Annotated in this window: 1 protein-coding gene; it reads right to left on the bottom strand. The window is 69.5% G+C overall.

The window, feature by feature from the left end; all coding sequences use genetic code 11:
* Positions 1 to 212: helix-turn-helix domain-containing protein (locus B7L92_RS35055; RefSeq protein WP_143626432.1), on the bottom strand; the 212-nt coding region annotated here is incomplete at its 3' end.
* Positions 213 to 446 lie beyond the last annotated feature (234 nt).

Here is a 446-nt window from a genome sequence, read left to right as displayed (position 1 = left end):
CCGCCGGCCTCCAGCACCGCGTCCGCCCGCTCGATGAACTCCGGCTTCGGGATGCGCCGCCCCAGCTCCACCGACGCGACCATGTCCTCGCCGTAACTGAGCTTCGCACCCAACTCCGCCCGCGTCAGCCCCCGGCTCGTCCGCAGCAGCCGCAACTGTTGCCCGAAGCACCGCAGGATGCCCGTCTCGCCCTCACCGTGAGCCGTAGTCACCGGTGACCTCACCTCACCCACCCGCACAGTGGCGCCCGCCCCACACCCCGGCACAGGCACCCGATCGTCACTCACAGCTCACCCTAGACACACACACCGTGGCGGTCGCCCCACTTCGCCCCGCTTCCCCCGTACCGGGGACGAGCCCCCGTCCTCTCCCCGTACGGCCCTCGTCTGTACATCGAAACGCGTGCTGCTCTCCGCTGAGACGTGGTTCCCTTTGGTGCTGATGGA

Source organism: Streptomyces viridosporus (assembly GCF_002078235.1).
Taxonomy (GTDB): Bacteria; Actinomycetota; Actinomycetes; order Streptomycetales; family Streptomycetaceae; genus Streptomyces; species Streptomyces viridosporus.
This window is presented reverse-complemented; position numbering and strand designations above follow the sequence as displayed.